The 21,710-nt window shown below is 73.2% G+C and carries 16 protein-coding genes; 12 read left to right on the forward strand and 4 right to left on the reverse strand.

Going from position 1 to position 21,710, the window contains the following annotated elements; genetic code table 11:
• Positions 1-16 precede the first annotated feature (16 nt).
• Both SM418_RS19125 and SM418_RS19130 read left to right on the forward strand, forming a co-directional pair.
• Complete coding sequence (locus SM418_RS19125; protein ID WP_371942306.1) at positions 17-1,138, forward strand: DUF8744 domain-containing protein; 1,122 nt, start codon at positions 17-19, stop codon at positions 1,136-1,138.
• On the forward strand, positions 1,135-3,657 hold the full coding sequence (locus SM418_RS19130; protein WP_371942305.1) for a multicopper oxidase domain-containing protein: 2,523 nt from the start codon (positions 1,135-1,137) through the stop codon (positions 3,655-3,657). Before SM418_RS19125 ends, SM418_RS19130 begins: the two co-directional genes overlap by 4 nt.
• 59 nt (positions 3,658-3,716) lie before the next feature.
• Here the strand turns inward: SM418_RS19130 and SM418_RS19135 are convergent, their stop codons facing one another.
• The 3 genes from SM418_RS19135 to SM418_RS19145 form a co-directional block, all read right to left on the reverse strand.
• Complete coding sequence (locus tag SM418_RS19135; RefSeq protein WP_371942304.1) at positions 3,717-3,836, reverse strand: hypothetical protein; 120 nt, start codon at positions 3,834-3,836, stop codon at positions 3,717-3,719.
• A complete protein-coding gene (locus tag SM418_RS19140) occupies positions 3,833-3,961 on the reverse strand; it encodes a hypothetical protein (RefSeq protein ID WP_371942303.1) in 129 nt (42 codons plus the stop codon). Before SM418_RS19140 ends, SM418_RS19135 begins: the two co-directional genes overlap by 4 nt.
• Positions 3,962-4,134: 173 nt before the next feature.
• Positions 4,135-4,575, reverse strand: a complete 441-nt coding sequence (locus SM418_RS19145) for a hypothetical protein (RefSeq protein WP_371942302.1) — start codon at positions 4,573-4,575, stop codon at positions 4,135-4,137.
• Positions 4,576-4,915: 340 nt separating this feature from the next.
• On the opposite strand from SM418_RS19145, the gene SM418_RS19150 reads away from it, so the two are divergent.
• The 3 genes from SM418_RS19150 to SM418_RS19160 all read left to right on the forward strand — a co-directional run bounded on the left by SM418_RS19150 (position 4,916) and on the right by SM418_RS19160 (position 7,449).
• On the forward strand, positions 4,916-5,983 hold the full coding sequence (locus tag SM418_RS19150) for an SRPBCC family protein (protein ID WP_371942301.1): 1,068 nt from the start codon (positions 4,916-4,918) through the stop codon (positions 5,981-5,983).
• Positions 5,984-6,045: 62 nt separating this feature from the next.
• Positions 6,046-7,200 (forward strand): putative sodium/potassium/calcium exchanger, encoded by a 1,155-nt coding sequence (locus SM418_RS19155; RefSeq protein ID WP_371942300.1) that lies wholly within the window; start codon positions 6,046-6,048, stop codon positions 7,198-7,200.
• Positions 7,201-7,212: 12 nt separating this feature from the next.
• A complete protein-coding gene (locus tag SM418_RS19160; protein ID WP_371942299.1) occupies positions 7,213-7,449 on the forward strand; it encodes a hypothetical protein in 237 nt (78 codons plus the stop codon).
• A 74-nt stretch (positions 7,450-7,523) separates the two neighbouring features.
• Here SM418_RS19160 and SM418_RS19165 read toward each other — a convergent pair whose 3' ends face one another.
• Positions 7,524-9,497: a SpoIIE family protein phosphatase gene (locus SM418_RS19165; RefSeq protein WP_371942298.1), complete on the reverse strand. Its 1,974-nt coding sequence runs from the start codon at positions 9,495-9,497 to the stop codon at positions 7,524-7,526.
• 161 nt (positions 9,498-9,658) lie between these two features.
• Between SM418_RS19165 and SM418_RS19170 the strand changes: the two genes are divergently transcribed.
• From SM418_RS19170 to SM418_RS19200, 7 genes are all read left to right on the forward strand, one after another.
• On the forward strand, positions 9,659-10,603 hold the full coding sequence (locus SM418_RS19170; protein WP_371942297.1) for a tetratricopeptide repeat protein: 945 nt from the start codon (positions 9,659-9,661) through the stop codon (positions 10,601-10,603).
• Positions 10,604-10,724: 121 nt separating this feature from the next.
• Complete coding sequence (locus SM418_RS19175) at positions 10,725-11,423, forward strand: Crp/Fnr family transcriptional regulator (protein WP_371942296.1); 699 nt, start codon at positions 10,725-10,727, stop codon at positions 11,421-11,423.
• Between the two features lie 141 nt (positions 11,424-11,564).
• Positions 11,565-12,770: a tetratricopeptide repeat protein gene (locus tag SM418_RS19180; RefSeq protein ID WP_371942295.1), complete on the forward strand. Its 1,206-nt coding sequence runs from the start codon at positions 11,565-11,567 to the stop codon at positions 12,768-12,770.
• Between the two features lie 240 nt (positions 12,771-13,010).
• Positions 13,011-15,323, forward strand: coding sequence for a choice-of-anchor X domain-containing protein (locus SM418_RS19185; protein ID WP_371942294.1), 2,313 nt, complete (start codon positions 13,011-13,013; stop codon positions 15,321-15,323).
• A gap of 23 nt (positions 15,324-15,346) precedes the next feature.
• A complete protein-coding gene (locus tag SM418_RS19190; RefSeq protein WP_371942293.1) occupies positions 15,347-18,490 on the forward strand; it encodes a tubulin-like doman-containing protein in 3,144 nt (1,047 codons plus the stop codon).
• On the forward strand, positions 18,487-20,637 hold the full coding sequence (locus tag SM418_RS19195) for a hypothetical protein (protein ID WP_371942292.1): 2,151 nt from the start codon (positions 18,487-18,489) through the stop codon (positions 20,635-20,637). Before SM418_RS19190 ends, SM418_RS19195 begins: the two co-directional genes overlap by 4 nt.
• Entirely contained in the window at positions 20,634-21,710 is a 1,077-nt protein-coding gene (locus SM418_RS19200) for a protein kinase family protein (RefSeq protein WP_371942291.1), read from the forward strand. Before SM418_RS19195 ends, SM418_RS19200 begins: the two co-directional genes overlap by 4 nt.

The raw sequence follows: 21,710 nt of genomic DNA on the forward strand, positions 1-21,710 counted from the left end.
ATTTATAATAGCGGGCATGGAGAATCAGGTCACAGGGGTACGCGACCGACACCCCCGGGCCGCGTCCCGGCCGGCGGCGCGCCGGCTCCCGCTACTGGCCGGCGCGCTGCTCTCCCTCGTCGCCGCCCTGTGGGGCGCCCTCGGCCTGCTGAACCTCGACGTCCCGCTGCCGCGCACCTCGTTCGCGCAGCAGCACGGACCGCTGATGGCCCTCGGCTTCCTCGGCACGCTGATCTCCCTCGAACGCGCAGTCGCCCTCGGACGCCCCTGGGCCTACGCGGCCCCCGCCTTCGCCGCGTCCGGCGGCCTCCTCGCCGCGGCCGGGCTCGCCGCCCCCGGACGCCTGCTGCTCACCGCCGCCGGCGGCTGGCTCGTCGCGGTCTACCTCGCGGTCCTCGGCCGCCGGACGGGACGCGACCTCACCGTCCAGATCGCGGGCGCCGTCGCCTGGTACGCGGGCGGGCTGCTGTGGATCGCGGGCCGGACGGTCGGCGACATCGTCCCGTGGCTCGCCGCGTTCCTCATCCTCACCATCGCCGGCGAACGCCTCGAACTCGCCCGCGTCGCCTTCCTCGGCCGCCGCGCCTGCGACGGCCTCGTCGCCGCGGCGGCGCTGGTCGGCGTGGGCGCGGCCGTCTCCATCCAGTGGCCGGAACCCGGCTGGCGCCTCACCGGGTTCGGCATGGTCGCGCTGGCGGGCTGGCTCGCCGTCCACGACATCGCACGCCGCACCGTCCGCGGCAACGGCCTGCCCCGCTTCGCCGCCGCCTGCCTCCTCGCCGGATACGCCTGGCTGGCCGTCGCCGGGGCGATCTGGCTCGCCGCCGGACGTCCCGCGTCGGCCGGCGCCTACGACGCCGCCCTGCACGCGGTCTTCCTCGGCTTCGTGATGTCGATGGTGTTCGGGCACGCGCCGGTGATCCTGCCCGCCGTCCTGCGGGTCCGGCTGCCGTATCACCCGGTTCTGTACGTGCCGCTCGTGCTGCTGCACGTGTCGCTCGTCGTCCGCGTCATGGGGGATCTGCTCGGCGCCTCCGCCGTGCGGACGACCGGGGGCGTCCTCGGCGAGGTGTCGCTCCTGCTCTTCGGCGGCTGCGCGGCGGCCGCGTCCCGGCTGGTCGGAAGGGAACGGTCATGACGTCCATCGGTGTGCGTCCGAAGGCGGGGTCGCCCCCCGCACCGCGCCGCTCGCGGTCGGTGTGGCACGCCGTCGCCAACGGGGTGGTGCTGGCATGGCTGGCGCTGACCGTTGTCGCGGCCGTGGTCCGGCATGAGCTGCCCGTGCCGCAGTGGCTGCTGATCCACCTGTTTCTGCTGGGCGCGGTCACCAACGCCATCGTGACCTGGACGGAGCACTTCGCGTCGGCGCTGCTCCGCGTCCCGGCGCCCCCCGGCTGGTGGCCGGTGACGCGGCTGGCGGTGCTGAACGCCGGGATCGTCGCGGTGCTGTGCGGGGTCTCCGAAGGGTTTCCGGCTGTTGCCGTCGGTGGCGCGGTCGCTGTCGTGGGCGTTGTCACCGCGCACGTCGCCGTGCTGGCCATGCGGGCGCGGGACGCCTTGGGCGGACGGTTCGCGCACGTCGTCGCCTGGTATCTGTGGGCCGGGGGTGCGCTGATCATCGGTGGGACGCTGGGCGGGCTGATGGCGTCCGGCCGCGTCCCGTCCGGCTGGCATGAGCCGATGCACGCGGCGCACGCGCAGGTCAACATCCTGGGGTGGGTGGGGCTCGCCGTGCTGGGCACGCTTTTCACGCTGTGGCCGACCGTGTTGCGCACCCGCATGGTCGACGGGACGGGACGGATCGCGCGCTGGTCCCTGCGCTTCGCCGTACCCGGGCTCGGGCTTGCGGTCGGGGGGCTGCTCGCTGATCTGCGCTGGGTCGTCGCCGCCGGTCTCCTGATGTACGCCGGCGCCGCTGCGCTGGCCCTCGTTCCCTTCGTCCGGACGCTCCGCAGGCGCCGCCCGCACACTCCCGCGTCCTGGATGCTCGCCGCCGGGACGACCTGGTTCGCCGTCACGCTGATCGTGGACGCGTCCAGGCAGAGCCTTTCCGGGCTGCTTCCGCTGGCGCTGGTCGGCTTCGTCGGACAGACGCTCCTGGGCGCGCTGACCTTCCTGCTGCCCGTCGTCCTGGGCGGGGGACCGGCCGCGTTGAAGGCGAACGCGGCAATGATCGAACGAGTCTGGCCTGTGCGGGTGGCGGCGATCAACGTCGCCGTGCCGCTGCTCGTCCTCCCGGCACCCGGATGGGCGAGCCGCGCCGGATGGATCGTCGTCCTCGCCGCTCTGGCCGCGTTCATCCTGCTGGCGGTCGCGACGATCCTTCGCTCCCACCGCCCCTCGCCGGTTGTCGCGGGCATCACGGCCGGGGTTCTTCTCACTGCCCTGGCCCTGGCCGTGGGCGTCACGGCGAGCAGCGGGGGCTCGTCCCCTCAGACGGTCGCCGCATCGGGGACGCGTGTGGTGGAGGTGACGCTGGCCGGCATGCGGATCCGTCCGGGGACGATCGAGGCCGCGCCCGGTACCCGTCTCGTCCTGCGCGTCACCAACAAGGACGCGATGCGGCACGATCTGCGGCTGGAGTCGGGGCAGGCGACGCCGATGCTGGACGCGGGGGAGTCGGCGACGCTGACGGTGCCGTCGGTACGGGGCACGATCGACGGCTGGTGCACCGTCTCAGGCCACCGGGCCGCCGGGATGACCATGCAGATCAAGACCACCGGCGCTCACACCGCGCATTCGCCGTCCGCGGCGCCGTCGGTGGAGCATCAGGCGATGGGCACCGGCCGGCTCGACCTGTCGGCGCGTCCGTCCACGGGCTGGAAGCCCTACGACGCGGCCCTCGAACCCGCCCCCGGCGGCAGGGAGCATCGAGTGGAGTTGCGTGCCGCCGACCGGCGGTTGGAGGTCGCGCCGGGCGTGGTGCAGACGATGTGGACGTTCGGTGGGTCGGTGCCGGGGCCGGTGTTGCGGGGCCGGGTGGGTGACGTGTTCGTGATCACTCTGGTCAACGACACCACGATGGGGCATGGGATCGATTTCCATGCCGGGTCGCTGGCGCCGGATGTGCCGATGCGCACGATCCAGCCAGGCGAGCGCCTGACCTACCGGTTCAAGGCCGAGCGTGCGGGAGCGTGGCTGTATCACTGCTCGACGATGCCGATGTTGCAGCACATCGCCAACGGGATGTACGGCGCGGTCGTCATCGACCCGCCGGACCTGCCGCGGGTGGACCGCGAGTATGTGCTGGTGCAGGGGGAGTTGTACCTGGGGCAGCCGGGGTCGGACGAGCAGGTCGCCAAGATGCGGGAGGGCCGTCCGGACGCGTGGGCGTTCAACGGCACTGCCGCCGGTTACGACCATGCCCCGTTGATCGCCCGTACGGGTGATCGTGTGCGGGTGTGGGTGGTGGATGCCGGGCCGTCCTCCAGTACGGCGTTCCATATCGTCGGGGCCCAGTTCGACACCGTCTACAAGGAGGGCGCCTACCTGTTGCGCAAGGGGGACCCGGGGGGCTCCCAGATTTTGGATCTGGCTCCTGGCCAGGGCGGTTTCGTCGAGACCACCGTCCGGGAGGCGGGCCATTACCCGTTCGTCGACCACGACATGCGCCACGGCGAATCCGGCGCCCACGGCATCCTGAAAGTCACCGGCTGACGCGAACCCTTCCGGGAGGCGATGCGGTAGCTCGGGCTGGCCGACTCCGTCGGTATGACTCACGAGCGTGTGCGAAGCCCTTCGCTTATCACCTCGATCATCCGGCGGCGCGCCGCAGCGTCGGCGCCGCCGCGCTCGCGGGCCAGGCAGCCCGCGATGAGGGCCCTGATGTCGGTCACCTCGATGTCCGCGCGCGCGGCCCCGGCCCGCTGTGCGGGGTGAGCAGGTCGCGCAGCGCGCCCTCCTGCACCATGTGCGCGAGGTATGCGAAGAACGCGGCGCCGGGGTCGCTGGATACGGCCACGACGAACTGGCCAGCCTCGACGGCATCGCCGGGCAGGTCGCCGGGGACCGGCTGCCGGAGCTTCCGCCCGAGCTGCGGCGCCTGATGCCCGAGATCGCCCGACAGCCTGGAGCATCGCAGGCAACGGCATCCGGCCTGGTGACAGGGGGGCACATCAACTGTGGCTCGGGGCGTCAGTCCCCGGAGATGCCCCAGAACGCGATCTGCGCGGGTTCCCCCGTCCGGTCGTAGAGCACGGTGCAGCGTCCTTGATCGCGCCGGTCGGGTTCCAGACCCGGGTGGGCGGCGTAGGCGCGTTCGAAGTCGTCTCGAGTCGGGTGGTCGGTACCGAAGAAGGCGCGAACCTCTGCGGGCGACAGCAGGCGGACGGCCAGGAAGTCGTCCTGGCCGCCGGGTCCGATCAATCGGCCGTCGAGTTCGAGGATGCCGCCGACCGAGGAGTGGGTTTCGTCCATCAGGGCCCGGAACTGGTCGATGGTGCTGGGCCGCGGCCAGCCCGCCGGCCAGCCTGGGCTGGTGACGGTGTCGTGGAACTCCTGCTGGCGCAGCGCGGCCAGAGCGGCCGCGACGTCGGGCTGGAAGGGGACGAGGTACGTCCATGAATCGGCGCCCATGATCTCCCGTCGCGCGGCTGGACGTGATCTTCGCTGAGAGTGTGGCAGGCGGCACCGACATGAGCCGGACCGGCGCTCGGTCGCCGTCGACACCACCGAGGAATTCCTCGACTGGCGCGCCCGGGCCCTGTTCGAGGCTGCGGCGCTGCGGCCGGGCGTACGGTCTCTCGGTTTCTCAGCCCCTTCCAGGGCCACGCCAGGCGATTCTCTCGTTCGCGTATATGGATGGTCGATCTTTTCTTTTGGCTGGTCATTGGTGGTTTGAGTCGTTTCGTCTCGGTCTGTTCGGCTATGGCGTTCGAGTGAGGGATGCCCGCGAGGAAGGGAAGAGGGGAGACCCATGGCGGAGACGGACAACGGGGGCGGCGGTCAGGGCAAGGCCCAGGACCTTCCGGTCGACCAGCTCAAGGAAGCCTTCCTGGAGCTCGGCCAGGCGCTCATGGTGCGGACGCTCACGAAGGCCACGGGACGGATCGAGGGCCTGACCGAGCGGCTGACCGATGCCGCGGACGGTGGTGGCACGGGCGCCAAGATGGCGGCCACCGGCGTCAAGAAGCTCGCCGAGGGCGAATCCCCGCTCAAGGCGGGCCTCGGCGCGGGCATGACCGGCGCGAAGGAGAAGGTGAAGAGCGCCGTGGGGCTGGGCGGCGGTAAGGACAAGGAGAAGGGCAAGGGCGGCAGCGAGGCCAAGGTCGTCAACATCCTCGAAGAGTTCGATGTGGGCTTGCCGCGGCGGCTCGCCTATGACCAGTGGACGCAGTTCGCCGACTTCCCGCGCTTCACCAAGAAGGTGGAGAGCGTCGAGCAGGAGTCCGACGAGAAGATCAACTGGCGGGCGCAGATCTTCCTGTCCCATCGCAGCTGGGAGTCGACGATCATCGAGCAGGTTCCCGATGAGCGGATCGTCTGGAAGTCCAAGGGCCCCAAGGGCTACGTCGACGGAGCCGTGACGTTCCACGAGCTGGCGCCCACCATGACGCGCGTCCTCATCGTGGCCGAGTACCACCCGGACGGCTTCGTCGAGAAGACCGCGAACCTGTGGCGAGCCCAGGGACGCCGCCTCCGCCTCGACTTCAAGCACATCAAGCGGCACATGATGACGCAGACGCTCCTGAACCAGTCCGAGATCGAGGGCTGGCGCGGCGAGATCCGCGACGGCGAGGTGGTCAAGACCCACGAGGACGCCGTCAAGGAGGAGTCGGAGGCCGCCGAGAAGGAGCCGCAGGACACGGAGGCCGCCGAGAAGGAGCCGCAGGACACCGAGGACGAGCCGAAGGCCGAGAAGGAGCCGCAGGACACCGAGAACGAGTCGGAGGACGCCAAGGGCGAGTCGGAGGATGCTAAGGGCGAGTCGGAGGACGCCGAGGACGAGTCGAAGGACCGGGAGCCCGCGGGCGCCGAAGGCTGAAAGCTCCAATGTTTTCGCTGGTCGGAGCCGGGAAGCGGACCGACCGAGGCGTGGAGGTGACAATGGGGGAGAACGGGTCCGGCGGGCAGGATCGCGACGAGCCGGAAGTGATGACGGGCAGGACCATCTCGCCGAACAAGGGTTCCAGCGAGGCACCGGACGTTTACCTCAACGTCCCGCAGGTCAAGGTGGACGAGATCCACTTCGAGGTCCAGGATCTCCGGGCGCGCGTCTCGCTCTCGGCCGAGGTCCTCGACCTGCTCAAGCTGAACGTGGGCGCGGACGTCGCCCTCGGCAAGGTCGAGCTGGACATCAAGGGAGTCGAGGCGCAGGCGCTCCTCGAGGTCCGGCTCGACAACGTGGCGCTGATCGTCGATCGCGTGCTGACCACGCTCGACCGCAACCCGGAGATCCTCCAGCATCTCGCACGCGGCGTGGAGTCGGCGGCCCGCGACATCGGCACGGGAACCGGTACCGCGGTAGGCGAGGTCGGCCACGGTGCCCGCGGGGCGGTCGAGGACGTCGGGCGCGGCGCCGGCGAAGCGGTCGAGGACGTTGGCCGTGGCGCCGGTGGAGCCGTGGAGGACGTTGGCCGTGGCACCGGTGAAGCGGTCGAGGATGTCGGCCGTGGCGCTGGCGGAGCCGTGGAGGACGTTGGCCGTGGCGCTGGTGGAGCCGTGGAGGACGTCGGGCGTGGTACCGGCGAAGCGGTCGACAAGGTCGGCGAGGGGACCGGTGGCGCCGTCCGCGACGTTGGCTCGGGGGCCGGCGGCGCGGTCGAGGACGTCGGGTCTGGCGCCGGCGAGGCGGCCAGCGACGTGGGCGAGGGCGCCGGGAGCGCCGCCAAGGATGTAGGTAAGGGTGCCGGGAGTGCTGCCGAGGATGCGGGCAGTGCGGCCAAGGATGTGAGCGAGGGTGCCGGGAGTGCTGCCGAGGATGCGGGCAGTGCGGCCAAGGATGTGAGCGAGGGTGCCGGGAGTGCCGCCGAGGACGCCGGAAGTGCGGCCAAGTCGACCGTTAACGACGGCGACGAGTCCACCGGCGCGGACGACCAGGATTCCGGTACAGCCGAGAACAACGCCCAGAAAGATGAGCCCGCCGCCTCCCGGCCCGAAAAGGAGGAGGCCACGGCGATCCAGAACGCTTTCCGCGAAACAGAGGAGTCCGTGCAGGACCTGGGCCGGGCGCTGCTCCGCATGCTCCGGTCGCCCAGGTGAGGAGGCACCGATATGAGTGACGAGAACCCGGTCGCGATCCTCTTCTCGGCCAAGGTGAAGGCCGACCGTCTCCGCTTCGAGACCGCCCCAGAGAACTCCGTGGTGTTCACGGGTGACGCCGCCGAAGACTCCACGTCCGGAAGCACGCGGACCAACCTGCCGGACGAGGTCGAGGAGAACGTCACCTACCGCGACGTCGAAGTCCACTACGCGATCGAAGCGAAGCTCCCTCCGGCCGCAGACTCCTAGCCCCGGACGAACGGCGGTGGCTCGGCGGGGGCCTCCCGCGGCAACGGAAGGCCCGCGTACCCTGCTCCGGAGACCTAACCGGGGTCGGTGGTGGTGTGGGGGAGGGCGACTGTGGAGAGGACGTGCTGGGCCGGGCTGCCGGCGGGGGCGTAGAGCAGGAAGGGGCGGCCCGGGGCGGCGGTGCGGGCGGCGGCCTCGTGGAGGACGGCGACGCCGGCGCTCGCCAGGTGGGTGACGCCGGTCAGGTCGACGGTGAGGGGATGGGTGCCGCCGCGCGTGCGCAGCCGGAGTTCCTCGCGCAACTGCCCGGCGGTGGCGGCGTCGAGCGGGCCGTCCACCCGGATCCGCGCGGCCTCGGCGGACGGCTGGTCCAGGATCAGCATCAGCTCCGGGGGGTCCGGCCACGCCGGGGCGGGCGGTGACGGCGTGACGTCCCCGGTGGTCAGCAGCCGCGCGGGCCGGGTCAGGCGGTGCCGGACGGCCGCGGTCGTCCCGGACGGCCCCGTCTCGACGCCGAGGTCGTCGACGAAGTCGCTGGCCATGGCGAGGCCGCGGCCGCGGTCGGCGCCGGCGCGGTGCTCGCGCCAGCGTCCGCCGTCGGAGACCTCGATCTCGGTGGAGCCGCTGCTCGTGAGCTCGGCCCGCAGGCGCACGCCGCCGGGGGACGCCGGGCCGTAGGCGTGCTCGACGGCGTTGGTGACGAGTTCGCCGATGCCGTGCCGCAGCAGGACGACGTCCTCGGCGCGGGCGCCGAGGTCGTACAGCCACTCGTCCACGGCCTTGCGGACGGCGGGGATGGCGGCCGGTTCGGCGGCGATGTCCAGCAGGAGCGGCGGCGGCGGGTCGGTCCGCTGTGCGGCCAGCAGCGTGATGTCGTCGGTGTGCCCGGTGACCCGGACGAGGAGTTCCAGCGTCTGCGTGGTCAGCCGGTCGACGGCGGGAAGCCATTCCTCGCGGAGCGCGCGGCCGGCGGCGATGTCGGTGGCGGCCTGCGCGAACTCGACGGTGCTGGCCCGCACGTCGAGGCCGGGCCGTTCGATGATGCCGTCGCTGTAGAGGAGCAGCAGGTCGCCGACGCCGAGCCTGTCGTCGGCAAGCGGGAACCCGGATCCGGTGCCGAGCGGGCCGCCGCCGGACGCGGGCAGGTAGCGGGCCTGGCCGCCGGACGGGATCAGCAGCGGCGGCGGATGCCCGGCGGTGCAGTACGTGACCCGTCCGTCGGCGGGGGCGACGGCCGCGACGCACACCGTCGCGGCCCGCGCCGCCGGGAGCCGGTTCGCGAGCCGGTCGGCGGCGGCGAGCGCCTGCCCGATGTCGGCGTCCTGGTCGAGCCGGTCGTGCAGGACGGCGCGGAGCTGCCCCATCGCCGCCGACGCCGCGACGCCCTGCCCGACGACGTCGCCGATGACCAGCGCCGTCCGGCCGTCGGGCAGCGGGACCGCGTCGAACCAGTCGCCGCCGGCGGTGTCGGCGTCGGCGAGCAGGTAGCTGGCGCCGACCGGCAGGCCGGGCACGATCGGCAGGCCCGGCGGCAGCAGCTGCCGCTGCAGGACGTCGATGACGTCGCGGGCCTCGGCGTACCGCTCCTCCGCCTCGCTGGCGCGCCGCTGCGCGGACTGCCGGTCCCGCACCCGCTCGGTGACGTCGTGGACGATGGCGGCGAGTCCGGTGATCGTGCCGCCCGCGTCCCGGCGCGGCACGATGACGCCGTCGATGTAGACGTCCTCGGGGGCGAGCCCCTCGCCCCGGTCGATCTGGACGCGCCACTCGTTGATGAGCTCCGGCCGTCCCGTGGTGAAGGGACGGTCCAGCGCGCCGAGCAGCTGCTGCCCGACGGCCTCGGCCGCCATGTCGCGGACATTGCGGCCGAGGAGGCCGTCATGCCCGAGAAGCGCCCGGTAGGCGGCGTTCGCCGCGACCAGCGTGTGGTCGGGCCCGGACAGCCCGACGAGTGCGGCCGGGATCGCCTCGAACACCTCCCGAACCGTCCGGGCATCGCCGATGCGGCGCTCCAGCGCCTCCTCGTCGTCCTTGTCAGGGCCGTGCATGAGACCTCGTCGCTCTCGCCACCGTGCGTCCGTTCTTTCCATTTCGCCCGCATCCATTCCGACCGTTCGCGTCTTGCTCGGCCGCCAACCCGCACTGGGACGGGCCGAGCGGGGTCGTGCTGGGAGAAGGTGAGGGAACGGTACGGCACACGGAGGTCGGTTTGGACGAGCGGGTCACCTGCGTCGGCTTCATGGTCGGGGGATGGGAACGGCTGAACGTCGCCGAGCGGATACGCGCGCGGCTGGACGCCGCGGAGCAGGTGGCCGGGTCGGGGCGGGGGCGCCCCCAGGTGATGCTCGCCGCAGGCGACGTTTCGGTGTTCGTGTTCCGGGCCGAACCCGTCGAGGCGGTGGTCACGCTCGTGAACGCCCTGCGCCAAGGGGCTGGACGCCAGGGGACGCGGATCAGTGTCACAGGTGGGTCGTCCGGTCCGCGGACGGCGGCCGAGGCGGTGGCCGAGGCGGTCAGGCTGCTGTTGCGCGGGCCCCGGTGCGCCGCTCTGTGCACCGTCCTGCTGAACGACCTGCTGCACTGGCATGTCCGGAGTGCGCCGGCGATGCCGAGGTTCGAGCGCATTCGAGAGGATCTGTTCGGGCCTGACCACTGGGTCTGGCCGGCGGACGTCCCGGCGGCGGGGCCGGGCCACGCGTGCCTGCCCGCACGGCCCGGTCCGGATGCGCTGCTCGCGCTCGGCAAGGGCCATCTTGAGCTCGGTGAGCGACGGGCCGCGCTGGAGGCGTGGAGATACCTGCTGCGGCGCCATCCGCTGACGCTGGCCGCGTACCCGCTGATGGACCTGGAGGAGCAGGACGATGTGGCGCGCGGATATCTGACCGACGGGCTGCGCATCGTCCGTGCCCGGCCGGAGCTGGCCGCGGAGCCGGCTCGGCTGGAGCACGAGCTGCTGTGCGCGCTGGCGGCGCGGGCCTACCGGACGGGGGAGCGGCGGGCGGGCGACCGTCTCGTGAACGAGGCGGCCGCGGCCTACCGGGACGGTGCCGCACCACTGCGCGTCCTGGCCCGCGAGGCCCTCCGGCGCGGCGACCGGGATGGCGCGCGCCGGCTTCTGGCCGCCGCGCTCGCACGGGCTGAGGACGTGACGTGAACATGTGGCAGGTGACCCGATTCGCACGTGGGGAAGCTGCCATACTTGCTCCCCGTCCAGGCGCGGTCCGGCCTGGGGCAAGGTCGGGCGGCGAGCCACCCGCGCGCTGAGGAGACGTCCCATGACGAGCTCCGGTTGGCATCATCTCTCCTATCTCGGACGGCTGTCCCCGCCGGCCCGGGATGCGGTGCTGCGGCTCGGCGGGCCGCGCACCGTGCAGCGGGACGAGCCGCTCATCCGCCAGGGCGAGCCGGGGACGGCGGTGTTCCTGCTGCTCGACGGCCGGGTCGGCGTGACCCGGATCGTGGAGAACGGAACCCTGTCGCTGCTCGGCATCCGGCATCCCGGTGATCTCGTCGGCGAGATGGCGGTGATCAGCGAGGACGTGCGCACCGCCACCGTCACCGCCTTGGACCGGTGCGTCGTCTCGGCCATCCCGGCCACGTCGTTCATGAGGTGCCTCCAGCAACTGCCGGACGCGATGCTCGCGCTCAACCGGATGACCGGGGACCGGCTGACGCAGGCCAACATCTACCGCGCGGACGCGGTCGGCTACGAGGTCGAGGTCAGGCTGGCGCGGGCCCTGCTGTACCAGGCGCGGCGATCGCCCGAACGTGAACGCGGCCGCCTCGTCGTGCGGCTCAGGCAGCGGCATCTGGCGATGCTCATCGGTGCGCAGGAGGGGACCGTGCAGAAGGCCCTCCGAGGCCCGACGCTGCGCCACCTCGTCCTGAGCGGCCGTGGCCGGGTGCTCCTGCTGGACGTGGTGGGCCTGGCCCGGCTCGCCGAGATGGAACCGCCTCCGGAGCTGTGCCGCTGAGCACGTCCGGAGGCCTGGGACGCATGCCGCGTGCCCACGGATGCGACGACTTCTGAGCCGAAATCGCCTTTCCCGTACTGATGCGGGTTGTGCCGTCCTGAGGGCCGCGAAACTTCAGGCCTACTCGGGGAAGGAGGGCGCATGGGGGCACGGTCGAGGCGCTCGTTGTGCGCGGGGCTGGACATCAAGGGGTGGAGCAGGCGCCTCGTGCCGGAGCAGATCCGCGCGCAGCAGGCGCTGGTCAGCGTGGCGCTGGCGGCCTGCCGGGAGGCCGGCCTGCCGGAGGAGATCGTGCAGAGCAGCGGGGACGGCGTGCTGATCATGCCGCCGAGCGACATCGACGAGAGCACGGTCATCCCGGCGCTGATCTCGGAGCTGGAGGTGGCGCTCTGGCAGGAGAACCGGCTGCTGGCCGAGGCGGCGCGCATCCGGCTGCGGCTGGCGATGACGAGCGGGCTGGTCACGCCCGGCCCGGCCGGGTTCAACGGGACCGCGGTGATCGACTGCTTCCGGCTGCTGGACAGCCCGCCGGTCAAGGCCGCGCTGGAGGACTTCCCGGAGGCGCAGCTCGCGGTGATCGTGTCGGACCACCTCTTCCAGGACGTGATCCGCAACGGGTTCAGGTCGCTGCGCGCGGAGGACTTCTGGCAGGTGCGCAGCACGCTGCCCGGCAAGGGGTTCTCCATGGACGCCTGGCTCTACGTGTCCGACCGCGCGGGCGGTCCGGCGCGGGCGCGGTCCGACTCGGCGGGGGCGCCGGACGGCGTACCGGGCGGCCCGCCCCGGACGGGGCGGGCCGCCGAGCCGCCCGCCCGGATCGTGGAGGCGGCGGGGGAGCTCGCGCGCGGCCGGGTGGAGGAGGCGATGCGCCTTCTGGACGAGGTCTCGCCCGACGGCCCGGAGGCCTGGTCGGCGCTGCTGGACGTGCGGGCCGAGGCACTGATGCGGCTGGGCGAGCACGAACGCGCGCGCCTGGACCTGGAGGAGCTGCTCAGCCTGCGCGACGATCCGGTGTCGCCGCCGGCCCCGGCGGCGCTGCTCCGGCTCGGCCGGTGCCACGCGGTGCTGGGAGCGGTCCGGGAGGCGCGGCAGACCTGGACGTTCCTGCTGGAGCACGTGCCGTCGTCGGTCGAGGCGTACCTGGAGCTGGGGCGGCTGGAGCGGCGGGCCGGACGGTACGCGGCGGCGCAGAACTACCTGGTGGAGGGGCTGCGCCTGGTCCGGGAAGAGCCGCGCGGCGCCGATCCCGCGGCGGCAGACGGGCTGCTGGACGGCCTGCTGCGCGAGCTGGCCGCCCTCCCGGTCGCCGGCGGCGCGGAGGCCGACCCCGTCCAGCAAACCGGATAATTCCAAAGAAATACCGCAAAGCCAATCATGCTCATAAATCGAGCAATTCGGGCATGAGTCGGTTCTTGATCTCAATGGGGGCGACGAGGGTGAATCGATAACAGTCGCATAACTGCTATCGAATCCTATGTCGCACTTCGGTAATCGTCGGGAAAGTTGGTCGTACGGGGTGGGAAAGTGACCACCGCACAGGGGTTCGGGAGAATGATGCGAAGAACGCGCCGTGCTTTCGCATGCTCAATGGGACGGATCGCCGTGGGGGCGGCGGTCCTGGCCGTCCAGATGTTGCCGCTCGCCGCCGCGGACGCCGCCGGAGCCCGAGCGGCCGGGCCCGAGCCGATGGCGATGGACGTGTCCATCCTGGTGGACGAGTCGGGCAGCCTGAGCGACGCCGACGTCCGCGAGGAGATCAAGGCCGCGACCACGATCGCGCTGGGCGGGCTGAATTCGCGCAGCCGCGTTTCGGTCTACGGATTCGGGAGCCAGAACCGGCCCGGGGAGAACGCGATCACCGAAGCGTGCCCGCCCCTCGTCCTGGACAGCTCCGTGAAAAAGGACGCGCTCGGGAACTGCGTCCGGAAACTGCATCGCCGGGCCGACGGCGAGGGCAATGACACCGACCACGCCGCCGCGCTGGCCAAGGGCGTGAACGCGCTGAGCAACGGCGGCCCCGAGGGCGCGCTCAAGGTGGTGTTCCTGCTCACCGACGGGCGTCTCGACGTCCACCGCAGCCCCAACTACGGACGCATCGAGGGCGACCGTAACGCGGAGGCGCAGAAGCAGGTGCAGACCCAGCTCGCCCTCGCCGCCGCGAACCGGGTTCAGGTGTGGCCGCTGGGCTTCGGCGGCCAGATCGACCGGGCGGCCCTGGACGGGTTCGCGGCGGGCGGCTACCAGGGGACGTGCGACGGCCGGTCCGCGTCCAAGCCGAAGGCCCGGGTCGTGCGCGACTCGGGCGACGTGCTGCGCTCGCTCGCCGAGGCGTTCGCCGCGGCCGGCTGCCTCGGCGTCAGCCGCAGCGACGAGACGACCCTCGGCCCGGGGCAGACCCGCGAGCTGAAGATCGACATCCCGGTCATCGCGACCGACGGCAACATCACGGTCGCCAAGGGCGATCCCCGGGTCCGCGTCGACTACCTGGACCCGGACGGCCGCACCGTGCCCGCCAACGGAAGGGTCGGCGACTCGGAGTTCAGGCGGGCGGGCGAGAACGCCACCGTCGAGACGCTGAACGTCGTCAACCCGCGCGCGGGCGAGTGGACCGTCCGGCTGACCGCCCCCGGCAGGCTCGCGAAGCAGCTCGTCAGCGCCACCGCCATCTGGCAGGGCGCGGTCAGTTCCTCGCTGGTGGTGGAGCCGCCGAGCGCCCGGACCGGCCAGCCGCTCACCGTCCGGCTGTCGCTGGTCACCCGGCAGGGCGCCGTCACCGACGCGAAGGCCCTCGCGGGCCTGAACTTCACCGTCCAGGTCACCGGGCAGCCGCCCGGCCCGCCGCAGAACATCGTCATCCGCGACGACGGCAGGGCGCCGGACGACCAGGCGGACGACGGACGGTACGCCGGAACCCTCACGGCGCCGTCCCGCCCCGGCGAGCTCACCTTCACCGGGGTCGTCAGCGGCTACGGCGTCCACGCCGAGAAGGTCCCGTTCACCGTGGCGGTCAGCGCGCAGGCCCCCGCCCTGCAGGGCCGCGTCGAGTTCTCGTCCGGCCCGGTCGTGCGCCCGGGAGCCGAGGTCCACGGCAAGGTCACGATGGAGAACGGCGGCGCCCCCGTGCACGGCCGGCTGATGCTCGAAGGGTCGGGGCGCGCGCACGCGGAGCTCCGCGGCGACACCGACCTGACCATCGGCCAGGGCGCCACGACGAGCCCGTTCACCGTGCGGTTCCCGGCGGACGCCGGGCTCGGCGGCACGTCGCTGACCGTCAAGGTCGTCGACGCCGCGGACCTGAACGAGGTGTACGCCAACGGGCAGCTCACCGTCACGGTCAAGCCGCCGCCCGGCTGGCTCGCGAAGCACAAGTACGAGATCGCGGGCGCGGCGCTGCTGCTCCTTGCCCTGGCGCTGCTGCTCTACCTGCGCCGCCGGGCCCGGCGCGCCCGCGTCGACGTGCGCGGCCTGCGAGCGTGCCTGCGGCAGGACGGCGCGGAACTGGCCGTCCTCAAGGCGCCCGGCAAGTGGGCGGACGAGTTCCGGTTCGTCGTCCACGACTCCGCCGCCGGCGGCCCCGGCCTGGACTACCCGCAGCCGGGCCACAGCCCCGTCCGCGCCCGCCGCGGCGCGGCCGGGAAGGTCGTCGTCCAGCTCCCGGAGGGCGGCCCGCGCTACGAGATCGCGATCGGCGGGGACGGGGAGCCGTTCGAGGAGACCGGTCTGACGCTGGCCTTCACCGACACGCGCGGGCGCCGGCCCACCCGGCCGCAGCGTGCCTCGCGGCGAAGCGCCGATGCCCCCGCCTCCCCGGGAGGCCAGAACGGTTCCGGGGCCGAGCTGGAACGGGCGGAGCCCTCCACCACCCCCGCGTCTCCGACCTACGACGACCCCTGGCTCTAGCGGCCGGTCAGAGAGAAGACCCTATGAAGCTCTACCAGCCAGTCCTGTTCGTGGGGCTCGGCGGCACCGGCTGCCTGATCGGGGCGGAGCTGGAACGCCGGCTCCGGGAGGAGTTCTGCGGCGCCGACGGCACCGCGATCCAGCGGCTCCGCGAGGACGCGCTGCCGTACCAGCTGCCCGACTGCATGCAGTTCGTGTACGCCGACGTCAACCAGGCCGATCTCGACCGGCTGCAGACCAGCGTGGTGCCGGGGCCGCAGCACGTGCCCGCGGTGCAGCGCACCGCGCACTACGTCCGCGGCCTGGTGCCGCAGGTGGACACCTACCCGGAGGTGGCGCGCAACCTGCGGCTGACCGCTCCGCGGGAGGTGGCGTCCTGGCTGCCGCCCGAACAGGGCGAGCCGCGGGTGACACCGCTGCAGCGGGGGGCGGGGCAGCTGCCCACGATCGGCCGGGCCGCGCTGTTCGAGACGTTCCGCGGCGGCATGGGTCCCGCCATCGCCGACCTGAACACCGCGATCGGACGGCTGTCGGGCCCGCAGGCCGCGACCGACCTGTACAAGATCGGCGGCAAGTCCAGCAACAAGAGCGCGGTGGACGTGTTCGTCGCGTTCTCCGTCGCGGGCGGCACCGGCGCCGGCATCTTCTACGACTACCTGCACCTGATCGGGGAGCTGTTCGAGCGCACCGATCTGCGGCCCAAGATCTACCCGCTGGTGCTGATGCCGTCGGCGTTCGTCGACGGCCTCGGCGGCGGACGCCCCGCGCAGCTCAACGCGGGACGGTCGCTGCTGGACCTGTTCCGGCTCGTCGACCAGCAGAACGGCGGCGGGGCGCGGCGCGACCTGCGCGGGCACACCGCCCGCACCGCCGTCGACCCCGACGAGGTCGCCGTCCACTATCCGGTGGACGGCCGGATCACGCTGCGGCCCGGCACCGCGCAGACCGGTTTCCTGTTCTGCCGGCCGGTCGGCGCCGAGCCGGGCGACCTGCGCCGCTCGGTGGTGTCGCTGATGCTGTCGCTGCTCGGCACCGAACTGGACCAGCGGGCCAGCAAGGACGCCGAGCAGCACCAGTCGTTCGCCGACAGCTTCATCAACGCCAGCGTCGACCGGCAGGTCCCCGCCGAGAACGGCATCGGCAACCGGGGCGTGTCGACCGCGCTGGTGGCGTCGCTGACCGTCCCGGTGGACGAGCTGGCCGATCTGGTCGCCGGGCGGCTGCTGCGCGCCGGGGTGGACGACCTGCGCGGCCCGCTGCCCGGCGTGGAGACGAACCGGGCGCTCATCCAGGAGTTCTTCGCCGTCGCCAACATCAAGGAGATCTTCACCCGTCCCGCGCAGGACCACGCCGAACCGGAGCCGGTCGCGGGCGCCAAGGAGGTCACCACGGCGCTCAACGACCGTGCCGAGGCCATGCGGGTGGCGCTGGGCCGCCTGCGCACCCGGCTCGACCAGGAGATCCCCGACCGGGTCAGCGGATTCGACCCCCGCGACGCCGTCCCGCGCATGCTCGGCAAGGTCGACCCGTTCCGGCTGGCGCGGGCGCTGTTCGGCAACGCCGACGGCGCGGACGAGGTGGAGCGCGGCGGCGCGGTGGGACTGATGCAGCGCCGCCGGGTCGAGCCGCCCGCGCCCGAGGGCCTCGGCCCGAACCCGCCCGCGCTGCCGACGCTGCGCGACAGGTCGCTCGGCATCGTCAAGGTCAAGTGGACCGACCCGGATGCGGTGGAGGCCCGGGAACGCCAGGACCAGTGGTACCGCTGGCGGAGCAACGTGCAGTGGACGGAGCCGTGGTCGCAGCTCGCGCCGCGCTGGCGCAAGCCCCTCGACCAGGTCGAGGCGGTGCTGCGCGCGATGAACCGCGCGCTGGTCGAGCACGCCGCGCAGGACCGCGACCGTTTCCGCGACCGGGTGGCCGACCTGTCGAAGTCCCGCGTCGGCGTGTCGTACCTGCTGCCGCCCGGCGACCTGGAGCAGTTCTACACCCGCGTCGTCCGCCGGATGACCGACGACCTCGTGGGCAAGGGCCAGCTCCAGCCGAGCGCGACCGGCGCGGATCTGCTCACGCTGCTGATCGGCGGCGACGGCTGGCGCGAGGCGTACCGGACGGCGTGGGAGACGAGCCCCGAGTCGGCCGTCTCCGAACTGCGCGAGCGGGTGAAGGCCGAGGTCAAGACCTACTTCCGGATGGCCGAGCAGGGCCGCACGCCGCTGCTGCCGACCCTGCACGATCTGCTCGCGCAGGCCGCGGGGCAGGCCCCCGCCGAACTCACCGAGGCGGAGCTGGAGGAGTTCCGCGGCAAGCTCGCCGGGCTGGTGCCCGCGAACTTCAGCCCGCAGGGCACCGGCCGGCTGAAGGTCCTGGTGTCCTACCCGGCCGGCGCGGACGATCCGGGCATCGAGTCCTACCTGCGCGAGGCCGTCAACCTCCCGGCGGGGCCCGACCTCGTCTACGACTTCACCCACACGACCGCGGAGTCCATCGCGGTGGTGCTGTTCCGCTCGTCCATGGGGATCACCGACGTCCGGGAGGTCCGGGACGTCCTGCGCACCTGGGCGGACGCGATCGAGCGGCCGCAGCGGCAGGACTACCTCAAGTGGCGGCAGCGGCTCGGCTACGACTTCGGCTATCTCGCCACCCACGAGGAGCACCGCGTACAGATCCTGCACCGGCTGCTGTGCGCGATGTGGAACGACAAGGTCACCGTGGACGGCGACCCGACCTCGCCGATCAGCGTGTCGGTCCGCCTGGCGGGGGGCGTGTCGATGACGCTGGAGCTGACCCCGCTGGAGCACGCCTCGTCCTGGGGCAGCCTGCTCCAGGCGTACGAGCTGTGGACGTTCGCCGACAACGCGAACATCCGCCGGGACTTCTGCGCCCAGCTCATGCAGGAGGCGCCGGACGGGGTGGGCAGCCTCCCGAAGCCGCCCGGCGACCTCTACCTGGTGCTGCGCGACATGGCCGAGGGGCAGCTCCGCCGGATCGACGGCATGCTCGGTGAGCTGCACTCCTCCAGCCGGGCCCGCGCGAAGCAGCTGCGCGACTTCTGGGCGCGCACCTACCCGGCCGCCCTGGAGGCCGAGTTCACCGAGGTGTCGGCCGTGCGCGCCAACCTGCGCGGCCTGGAGCGGCCCGCCATGCAGAAGATGGAGGAGGGCCGGTGAGCTCGCGCGTCGTCCGGCTCGACCTCAAGGGCTGCGACGCCGAGGAGGCCGCCGCCCGGGTGACGGAACTGCTGCACACATCCCAGGACCTCGGCATGCTGCTCGTGGAGGACACCGCCGCGGCCGTCGTCCGGCACCGCGCCGCGTTCGAGGCGCTGGACGGGTCGCGGCAGGTCGCCCAGCTGCTGTGCCTGGTGGTGGGCCGGCAGCCGGGCCGCGGCCGGGCGGGCGCCGGTCCCGAGGCGCTGCGGCTGCCCGGCAACATCCAGCGGCGGACCCTGTGGGTGATCGAGGAGACCGGAGTCGACTGGTCGCTCGGCGCCTCGGCCCGCGCCCGCCGCCGGGACGGCCGGGACGGTGACGGGCTCGGCCGGCTGTCGGAGCTGCTGCGGCTCCCCGGCGTGTTCGAGCGGACCCACCGGCAGCTCGGCGAGGTGCCGTTCGGCGCGGCCGTGCCCGGGCTGCGCATCGCCGGGGCCGGCGGCACCGGGCAGGAGGACTTCCTGCTGGCGCTGCGATCGGCGATCCGCCGCCTGCTGGACCCGGCCTCACCGGCGCCCGCGCCGTACGACGACGAGACGGGCGGGCCGGTGCCGGTGCGGTTCACCGGCGACGGCCCCCTGGCCGGGGAGTTCACGCGGGCCGAGCAGGCCGTCGAGGACGCCCAGGAGGCGGTCGCCGGGCTGCCCTCCGGCACCGCGCTGATCACGCAGCGGCCGGTCGCCGAGCCGGTCGAGGCGGCGGGCGAGCGGCTCACGGCGGTGCGGTCCCGGCTCGTCGCGCTGTTCCAGGCGGTTCCCGCCGACGACCGGATCACCGCCGACCGGCGGGCCGCGATCGCCGGGCACGGCGTCCAGCCGCCGGGGCCGGAGCCGTTCGAGGCGGGGCCCTTCCGGGACGCGCTGCGTTCGTGGCTGAAGCGGAGCCTCGACCGGCGCGTGTCGCTGAACCGGCTGGAGCTCGACCTTCGGGACCGGGCGGCGACCCTGGAGGCGGGCGGCTCGCACCTGCGGCGGCTCCGGCTGATCTGCCCCGATTCGCTGCTGCGGGAGCTGCGCGAACCGCGGCCCATGGCGCCGCCGCAGCCGTGGCTGCCGCTGCCCGGCGCCGTCTGCGCAGCGCTCGCCGGGCTGTCCCCGCTCGGCGTCGCGGGCGGCGTGGTGATGGCGCTGCTGTGGACGGCCCTGGTCGCGCTGACGGTGATCCGCGGCCCCGGCGGCCGGATCGACGCGCACTCCCGGGCGCTCGGCCTCAACGCGCTCGGCGCGCTCGCCGGGGCGATCGGCGGCGGCCTCGGCGGCGACGCGGGGCTGCCCGCCGCGGGCTGGTCCGCGGCGGTGTTCGCCGCGATCGCGGGCGCGCTGGCCGTCATCGTCCAGTCCTGGCGGGCGCGCGCCTTCGCCTGGGCGGACGTGTCCGGGCTGGACCGCGCCGAGCGGGCGCTGCAGGACATGCGGCAGCTCCTCGGCCATGCGGTGACCGACTGGTCGCAGCTGAACCGGCGGCTCGACACCGTGGACCAGCTGAACATCCTGCGGCAGGGGCTGAGCGGGGTGCGGGACGAGCTGGAGGAGCGCGTCCGGAAGCTGGACAAGGAGGACTTCGGCCACCCGTCCCTGTCCCCGGCCCCCTACGGCGACGCCGTCCAGCTCTGGCTCGGCGATCTGGTCCTCGCGGCGGTCCGGCCCGTGCAGCACGGCACGTCCGACGGCGAGGCTCGCCGGCACGCGCGCACGGAGGCGAGCCACCTGATCGCCGAATGGGAGCGCGCGGTGGAGCAGGGGCACTCGGCCGACGCGCTGCCGTTCGTCACCGACGCCCGGCCGCCGATCCCCGTCGACCCGGAGGACCTCGCCTCCGTCACCGAGCAGCTCTCTTACGACCCGGCCGGGGAGATGTGGCAGCTGTGCGCACCCGGGGACCTGGGGCTGCTGGACATCGCGCCGAGGCCGCGCGCCGTCCGCTTCGGGCCGAGAGCCGCCGGTGCGGCCGGGAGCCTGCCGTCCGACACCGTCCTCGTGTCGTCCTCGGCGCACTGCGGCGTGCTCCGCCTCGTCCCGCTGCACGCGCACGTCGTGGAGTGGACCTGGACCGAGGACGAACACGAGGAACCCGGTGACGGGAGCGGAGACGGAGGCACGGTGTGAGCATCAGGCTGCGCTACCACGACGTACACGGGGTGTCCGTCGAGACGAAGGCCGTCGAACTCGACGAGGCCGAGCCGCCGCTGCGGCCGCCGCTGGAGGCGGTCCGGCTCCAGCTGGACCTGCCGGACCGGACGGCCCACGTCCGCTGCGTCCGGCCCGTCGACCGCGGGCCCGGCGGCCTGACGGCGGGCTGCCGGCAACTGGACGGCGAGATCCTCGCCGGGCTGCGGCTGGCCCGGCTCTGCGACGGCCGGCCCTACCCGCGCTCGGTGTCCCGCCTGCTCGGCTACGACGCCGACGCCGCGCAACCGTTCGCGCTTCTGGAGCCGCTGCGCGGCGTCGAGGTCGGAACGCTGGCCGGAACCCTGCCGACCGAGCAGCGGCGGCGCTTCCAGATCGGGCTGCTGCGCGCCGTCCGGTTGCTGAACGCCGCCGGGATCGCGCACCGCGGCATCAGCCCCGGCACGGTCCGGTGGGACGGCGACGACGTGCAGATCACCGACTTCGCGCACGCCGCGCCGATCGGGGCGCCGCGCACCGTCGTCGGCGTCATGCCGTGGCAGGCGCCCGAGCAGCGGTCGAAGCCGCCGCGCGACTGGGAACCGGGTCTGATCGGCCCCAACGACGACGTGTGGGCGGCCGGCCGCCTGATCTTCTACGTGCTCACCGGCGAGGAACTGGACGACACGGCCAAGCTCGCCGACCGTCCGGAGCTGGCGGAGCTGCTGGCCGGGGTCATCCTTCCCCCCGAGCGCCGGCCGGACGCGCAGACACTGCTGCGCAGGCTCGGCGAGGCCGACGCGCCGCCGCGCCCGCTCGCCGCCGACCCGGCCTTCTCGCGCGGCCGCGCCGAGTTCTTCGCGCAGCGGCGCCGCAAGCACCCGCACACCGCGCCGGACCCCGTCACCGAGACGAAGGCTCCACCCGTCCACGAAACCGGCGACCAGGATTCCGGCGCCCACGATTCCGGTGACGGCGCATCGGAGCCGCGAAGCCTCGACGGATCGTGGCTGCTGTGGGGCGGGGTCACGGTGCTGGTCGTGCTGGCCCTCTACCTGATCGTGGGGCGGTGA

The sequence above is a fragment of the Actinomadura chokoriensis genome (assembly GCF_041463665.1).
GTDB lineage: Bacteria > Actinomycetota > Actinomycetes > Streptosporangiales > Streptosporangiaceae > Spirillospora > Spirillospora chokoriensis_A.